Below are 6,419 nucleotides of genomic sequence, written 5' to 3'. Positions count from 1 at the left end.
CAGGCGCAGCCCTGCCAGGGCGGGCGCGAGACGGGCGGCGACATGAGCGGGGTGACGGCCCGTCTCCTCGTCCAGGGCGGCGAGCACGCGCCGCTGCTCGGCGGGCGGGCAGAGCGACAGATGGAACACCAACTGCCGCCAGGCGTACGCCACGTCCTTGATCGCGGCGTACGGCCGCGGGTTGCCGTGCACCCGGCCCGTCAGCCGGCACACGGTCACGAAACAGCGCTCCGCCAGTTCGGCCCAGCCCGGCTCGGGGGCGATGCCCACCCGGTGGACCAGCGTGGCCAGGTTGTGCGTGGTCAGGATCTGGGACTGCTCGATCACCTTGCCGTTGTCCGCCACCCAGGAACCGTGCGGGACACCGGACTTGGGCCGGGCCGGCGCCGAGGACGCCGCCTCGGCACGCTTCGTGCACAGTCGCGCGAACCCGGGAGACGTCCGGGCCCCGTGCGGCCGGCCGGCCGCCTCGCTCGCCTCGGCGATCGCCAGATTGCGGATCGCCGCGTAGTCGATGCCGTAGTACCGCTCGTACAGCGAACCGCGAAGCAGCTCGGCGGCGATCCGGGCCGCCACGAGGAACTTCGGCCCGAAGGTGTTCATGAAGATGTCCGCGGCCAGCTCCTCCACCATCGGAGCGCCCAGGTCGGACTGGCGGGCGAGCACGCCGAGTTCCCGCACCAGCGGGTTGGGCAGGATCGTGCCGGGGAATCCGCTCACCGCCAGCTCGCCCAACTGCCGCAGCACCAGGGCCGCTTCGGCCGTGCCGTCACCGCGCTGCGCGGCGACCGCCCGCACCCAGGGCAGCTCCTCGATCCGGATCTGCCGCTCCAGGTTGAGCAGGAGCAGCGAGCGGCGGTTGCGGAAGGCGCGGTAGTTCGCGGCCATCAGCGTCCGCAGCGCTTCGTCGTCGTAGGCCCGCGAGCTGGTGACGGCGACCAACTGCGGTACCAGCTCGGCCAGTACCTCGGCCGAGGGCACAACTCCCCGCTCCACCAGGACGGCGACCGGTGCGCTCAGCGCGCCCTCGACCACCCGGCGCAGCACGGGCGGGAGTTGGGCGCCGACGGGCACGCCGGTCTCCAGCTCCTCCGGGCCGGACACGGGGGCGAGTACGGGGGTGAGATCGGCGATGCCCGACTCCTGGGGCAGCACGGCGAGCCGGCCCAACACCACCTGCGCCAGGGCGTGATGGGAGGGGAGAGCGGCCTGGACCCGCTGCGCGCTCCGCAGCTCGGTGTGCGCAGGCGATCCCGGCAGACCGCGCCGCCGCACCATCGACGCGACGGCATGCCGCAGCAGCCCGAGCCGGCGCGCGTCCAACTCCCGCCCGGTGACGGTCTCCTCCAGCGCGCCGCGCAGAATGCCCAGGTTCTCCTTCGGGCTGCGGTGCTTTCCGCAGCGGGTGTGCTCCTCGGCCAGCAGCCGATAGCGGTCCAGCAGGGCGGCTCCGCGCTCCAACCAGGCGTCGTCCGGGGCGAGTTCCAGCACCCGGCCGTCCGCCCCGCCCGCCGTCTCCAGCCAGAGCGCGAGCAGCTCGTCCCCGAACGGCTGCCATACGGCGAGTGCCTCGCGCTGCGTCTCCACGGCCGCGTTCGGCCGCCGCCGGACGAGCCTGTCCACGGTGTTTTCGACGCTACGGCGGTGCAGCGCGTCGGTGACGTCCGACGCGGGTCGGCCGGCCGCCGGGCGGGGCAGGAACCGGAGTTGACCGGCGAACGGCTCCAACTCCGCGACCAGGTCCAGCGCGGCGGCCGTCTCCCCGTGCCGCACCAGCCACGCCATGGTGAGCAGCGCGCCCTCCTCCGGCACGGTCACCTCGTACCGCCCGCTGTTCAACTGCCCCAGCAGCCAGGTGAGTCCGGTGTCGGTGAGGCAGTGCGCGAACAGCGCCCGCCGGTCCGCGGGCACCCCGAACCGCTCCGCGAGCCGGATCTCGTACGGCTGGAGCGGGCCGCCCGCGCTCGGGGTGCCCGTGGCGAAGCCGCCGCGTACCACCTCGGGGGTGACCCAGGCCGGCAGCCCGGCCACCGGGGTGCGCGAACCGATCGTCAGCCGCCCGCCCGCCATTCCCGAGAGCACGGCGCGCCAGCGCTGCACGCGGCCCTCCGCGCGACGGCGGGTGTCGGCGTCCTCGTGGGTCAGCGCGGTCGTGAAGGCCTTGGCCAACTGGCCCAGGGCATAGCCCGGGGCCGCGGTGAGGTGCTGCTGCTCAGCGTCGTCATCCATAAGCCGACGTGGCGGGTACTGCCCCCGCGCCCTCCGGGTCCAGAGCCCGGTGCTCTCCTGACTGAGCTACACGCCGATGAGCAGCGACGTTAGAGGGGGAACGGGCGGCCGGACAAGTGGATTTCGGTCACAGCACCTTCCGGTGGACCAGCGCCGACAGCATCAGCGCCCCCGGCAGCAGCGGCACCCACACCGTCAGGACGCGGTAGCCGATGACGCTCGCCGTGGCCAGGTCCATGGGGGCGCCGAACGCGACCATCGTGAACACCGTCGCCGCGTCCACGGGACCGATTCCGCCGGGTGCGGGCACGGCGCCGACCGCGGTGCTGGCGGCGAGGAACGCGAGGACCACCTGCGCCCAGGTCAGCGACAGGCCGAGTGAGGCACCGACCGAGAAGATCACGGTCGCCTGGAGCACGGGAGCGGCGGCGGCCCCGCCCCACAGGGCGAGGATCCTGCTGGGCATGGTGTGCAGCTGGCGTACGTCGGTCAGGGCGGCGCGGACGCAGCGGAGGGCCGGGCGGCGCAGCCGCCGGACGAACGTCAGCAGCACGGCGGCGGTGCCGAGAGTGGCTGCCACCCCGCCGAGCGCCAGGAGCAACGACCAGCCCTTCGGGGCGAGTCGGCCGAACGGCAGTATCTCGGGGAAGGAGATGAGGAAGACCAGCAGCACGAGCGTCTTGGCGATCGGCCTGACCAGCGAGTACAGGGCGAGCGAGGCGGTGGCGCGGGTGAGGGGGATGCCCTGGCCCTGGAGGAAGCGCAGCGTGACGGCGTGGGCGCCGATGCTGGCCGGCAGGGCGTGGTTCGCCGTGCCGGCCGCGAACTGCGAGGCGATCAGCAGACCGGTCGGCAGCCGTTCCGGCACGGCACCCTGGCGGACCAGGGCGGCGGTGCCCCAGCCGAGGCAGGTGAAGAAGAACGCGGCAAGCAGCCACCAGGGGTCGGCGGAGGCGAGCCGGGCCGTGCCGTCGTACATGGCACGCCAGTCGACCGCCGCCCACACCCCGATGAGCAGGAGGGGCAGCAGGGTCAGGACCTTGGTGGCGAGGCGCGCGGCGGAGGGGAGACGGAAGGGGACGGGGGCGGGGCCGGCGGTGGAGGCGGGGAGCGGCCCGGGGATCTCTTCGAGCGGAAGCAGGGACACGAGGCGAAACGTTCCCATCCGGTATGACGCAGTGGTGTCGGGAAGCGGAAGGGGTGCGGGCGGCTGGGCGAAGCGGACGGCGCTGAACAAGCGTAACCGAGCCGAATTCATTGCCTGAATCAACAATCCATCGGTTTGTTGACTTTAGGTTGAGTGAGCCATTTGAATTCCAGTATGACCCACGCCGAGCGTTCGTCCGCCGCCATCGCCCTCCCTGTCGACCTCGACGAGGCGGCCCACCGCTGTCTGGTCGCGGGCTTCGACGGCGTGACGACGGTGCCGGACACCCTCAAGCGGCTCATCGACCGCGGCCTCGGCGGGGTCATCCTGTTCACCCGCAACATTCGGGACGCCGGGCAGGTGCGCCGGCTCACCGACGAACTCCGCGCCCTGCGCCCCGACTTGCTCGTGGCCATCGACAACGAGGGCGGTGACATCGGCCACTTGGTGAACGCCGACGCCCCGGACGTCCCCGGCTCCTACGCCCTCGGGGTCGTCGACGACCCGGCCCTGACCGCCCGTTGCGCCGACGCCCTCGCCGGGCACCTCGCCACCCTCGGCATCACCGCCTCGTACGCCCCCGTCGCGGACCTCCAGCACCAGCCGCGCAACCCGATCGTGCGCACCCGCTCCTTCGGCGCCGACCCGGAGCTGGCCGCCCGCCATCTGCGCGCCTGGATCACCGCCACCGACGTACGCGGCATCGCCTCCTGCGCCAAGCACTTCCCCGGCCACGGCGGCACGATCACCGACAGCCACCACGGCCTCGCGATCGACCCGCGGCCCTACGACGAACTCCTCGTCGACCTCGAACCGTTCCGCGCGGCCGTCGCCGCGGGCGTGCCCATGCTGATGAGCGCCCATGTCGTCTTCCCGGCCCTGGACGCCAACCGCCCCGCCACCCTGAGCCGCCGCATCCTCGGCGACCTGCTCCGCCTCGACCTCGGCTTCGACGGCGTCCTGGTCAGCGACGCGCTGGAGATGAAGGCGATCGCCGACGAGTACGGCGAGGCGGCCGGCGCCCGCATCGCGCTCGCCGCCGGAGCGGACCAGGTCATCGTCGCCGTACCGGACCTGGCGGTCACCCTGGCCTGCCGGGACGCCGTCCTCGACGCACTGCACGCGCGCATGCTGGCGGAGGAGCGGGTCTGGGAGGCGGCCGGCCGGGTGCGGCGGCTCGCCGAGCGGTACGCGACTCCCCGCCGGGCGGTCACCGCCTGGGACGCCGATGCCGGGCTGGAGGCGGCCCGCCGCGCCGTACGCACCCGGCCCCTGCCGCCGCCCGTGCGCGGCGCCCATGTCGTCGACCTGTTCCCGGCCCCGCACCCCGCCCTGAACTGGGGCGGCGAGGACCTCCTCACCGAACTCCGCGCCATAGACCCCACGGCAACCGGCACCGCCATCAACGAGGAGCCGGCCGACCCCGCCGCCCTCGTCGACGCGATCGCGGGCCGCGGCGCGCCCCTGGTCCTCGCCACCTCCGACGCCGTTCTGCACCCCTGGCAGGCCCGACTGCGCGACACCCTGGCGGCCCGCCGGCCCGACGCCGTACTGGTCGACACCGGGCTGCCGGAGAGCGGCACCCTCTGCTCCTACGGGCGTGGGCGGGTCAACCTGCGGGCGGTCGCGGAGGTACTGGCCGGCGTGTGAGCGTCATGACAGGTGTACGACTTCCTTGATGCCGCGTGCCGCCAAGTACCCCTCGTCCTCCGCCCGTTCGGCCAGGACCACCGCCGGGCGCACGCCCTCGGTACGCAGCCGCATCCACTCCTCGAAGTACGCGCCTCCAGGACCGGACACCGACCGGGTGCCCGGGGTGCAGTCCAACACCAGCGCGATCTCACGGAGTCGGACGGTGTGCGGCTCGGCGATCGCGGCGGCGAAGGCCTCGGCGATCGGCTTGGCGCGACCCGCCGAGTCGAACAGGCCCAGCGTGTATTCGAGTTCGGGATAGTCGGCCAGCGAACGGTCCACATCGTGCGAGCACCACCAGGTCACACCCCACAGCCCCGCGCACTCGGCCGCGTTGCGCACGGTCGCGCGCGCGAACTCCGGGGCGTCGGCCGCCGGGATGTGCGGCTCGGGCGCACCGGTCTCCTGGACCCAGACGGGCCGGGCCGGGTCGGTGGCGTACGCCTTCGCCAACTCCGTGCCGTACTCGGCGAGATGGAGCACCTGCGGGGAACGCGGACCGTAGCGGCGGGCGCAGTCGCCCGAGAACACCCACGGGTGGACGGTGGTCAGATCGCCCTTGCGGGCTGAGGCCTCCGGGGTGAAGGGGTGGTCGTCGCCGTACCAGGCGGCGTCGTACGCGGAGTGCGTGACCAGGCGGTCCGGCGGCAGCTGCTCGCGGGCGGCGGCCAGCAGCGTGTCGAGATAGTGGTCCACCTCGTCCGCCGTCACCGGGTTGTGCTCCACCAAGTTGTTGAGCTCGTTGCCGAGTTGGAGACCGATCAGGTTCGGGCGGTCGGCGAGGGCGTTGCCCAGGGTGCGCAGCAGCTCCGCCTGGGCCGTGATCGCCTCCTGGTCGGTGAACACATTGCGGTGGTGCCAGCCGCGGGTCCACTCCGGGTAGAAGTCGAAGCTCGACAGATGGCCCTGGACACCGTCCACGAGGACGTCCAGGCCGGCCTCGCCCGCCAGGTCGACCAGGTGCACCAACTGATCCACGGCGGTCCTGCGGATCAGCGTGCGGTTGGGCTGGAGCAGCGGCCAGAGATGGAAGATCCGCACGTGGTCCAGGCCGAGCCCGGCTATCTGGGCCAGGTCCTCACGGGCGTGCGCCGGGTCGAAGTCGTGCCAGGAGTGGAACCAGCCGCGGCGCGGCGTGTAGTTGACGCCGAAGCGAAGCGTAGGAATGGGATCCTCCCCGGGTCCGGTCTTGCCCTCCGTGAATGTATCAACCACCATAGTCAGTAATGAGCAATGATTTGAACCAGGAATTCATGGGTGATTTCGTCGTCGGCCTCGATGCCGGAGGCACCCGCACCCGCGCCGTCCTCGCCGCCGCCGATGACGGGCGCCCCCTCGGCGAGGCCGCGGC

The 6,419-nt window shown here is 72.8% G+C and carries 4 protein-coding genes and 1 tRNA gene; 1 reads left to right on the top strand and 4 read right to left on the bottom strand.

Going from position 1 to position 6,419, the window contains the following annotated elements; translation table 11 throughout:
* The 3 genes from R6V09_RS42860 to R6V09_RS42850 form a co-directional block, all read right to left on the bottom strand.
* Window positions 1–2,229, bottom strand: a 2,229-nt coding sequence (locus tag R6V09_RS42860) for a hypothetical protein (protein ID WP_317886897.1), incomplete at its 3' end; no start/stop codon positions are given.
* Between the two features lie 3 nt (window positions 2,230–2,232).
* Window positions 2,233–2,305 (bottom strand) — tRNA-Gln (locus R6V09_RS42855).
* Between the two features lie 51 nt (window positions 2,306–2,356).
* The gene (locus R6V09_RS42850; RefSeq protein ID WP_317886896.1) at window positions 2,357–3,376 is read right to left on the bottom strand and encodes a lysylphosphatidylglycerol synthase transmembrane domain-containing protein; all 1,020 of its coding nucleotides are present in this window, start codon (window positions 3,374–3,376) and stop codon (window positions 2,357–2,359) included.
* 174 nt (window positions 3,377–3,550) lie between these two features.
* Between R6V09_RS42850 and R6V09_RS42845 the strand changes: the two genes are divergently transcribed.
* On the top strand, window positions 3,551–5,026 hold the full coding sequence (locus R6V09_RS42845) for a glycoside hydrolase family 3 N-terminal domain-containing protein (protein ID WP_317886895.1): 1,476 nt from the start codon (window positions 3,551–3,553) through the stop codon (window positions 5,024–5,026).
* A 3-nt stretch (window positions 5,027–5,029) separates the two neighbouring features.
* Here R6V09_RS42845 and R6V09_RS42840 read toward each other — a convergent pair whose 3' ends face one another.
* Complete coding sequence (locus tag R6V09_RS42840) at window positions 5,030–6,286, bottom strand: glycoside hydrolase 5 family protein (RefSeq protein WP_317886894.1); 1,257 nt, start codon at window positions 6,284–6,286, stop codon at window positions 5,030–5,032.
* Window positions 6,287–6,419 lie beyond the last annotated feature (133 nt).

The sequence above is a fragment of the Streptomyces sp. W16 genome (assembly GCF_033194735.1).
Classification (GTDB): Bacteria; Actinomycetota; Actinomycetes; order Streptomycetales; family Streptomycetaceae; genus Streptomyces.
Note: the sequence above shows the minus strand (reverse complement) of the source record. Positions and strands in the feature narration are given on the sequence as shown.

What these genes read in the sequence shown, in the direction of transcription:
- R6V09_RS42845 (WP_317886895.1), top strand. Translation starts at nt 3,551, where the DNA reads ATGACCCACGCCGAGCGTTCGTCCGCCGCCATCGCCCTCCCTGTCGAC.
- R6V09_RS42840 (WP_317886894.1), bottom strand. Translation starts at nt 6,286, where the DNA reads ATGGTGGTTGATACATTCACGGAGGGCAAGACCGGACCCGGGGAGGAT.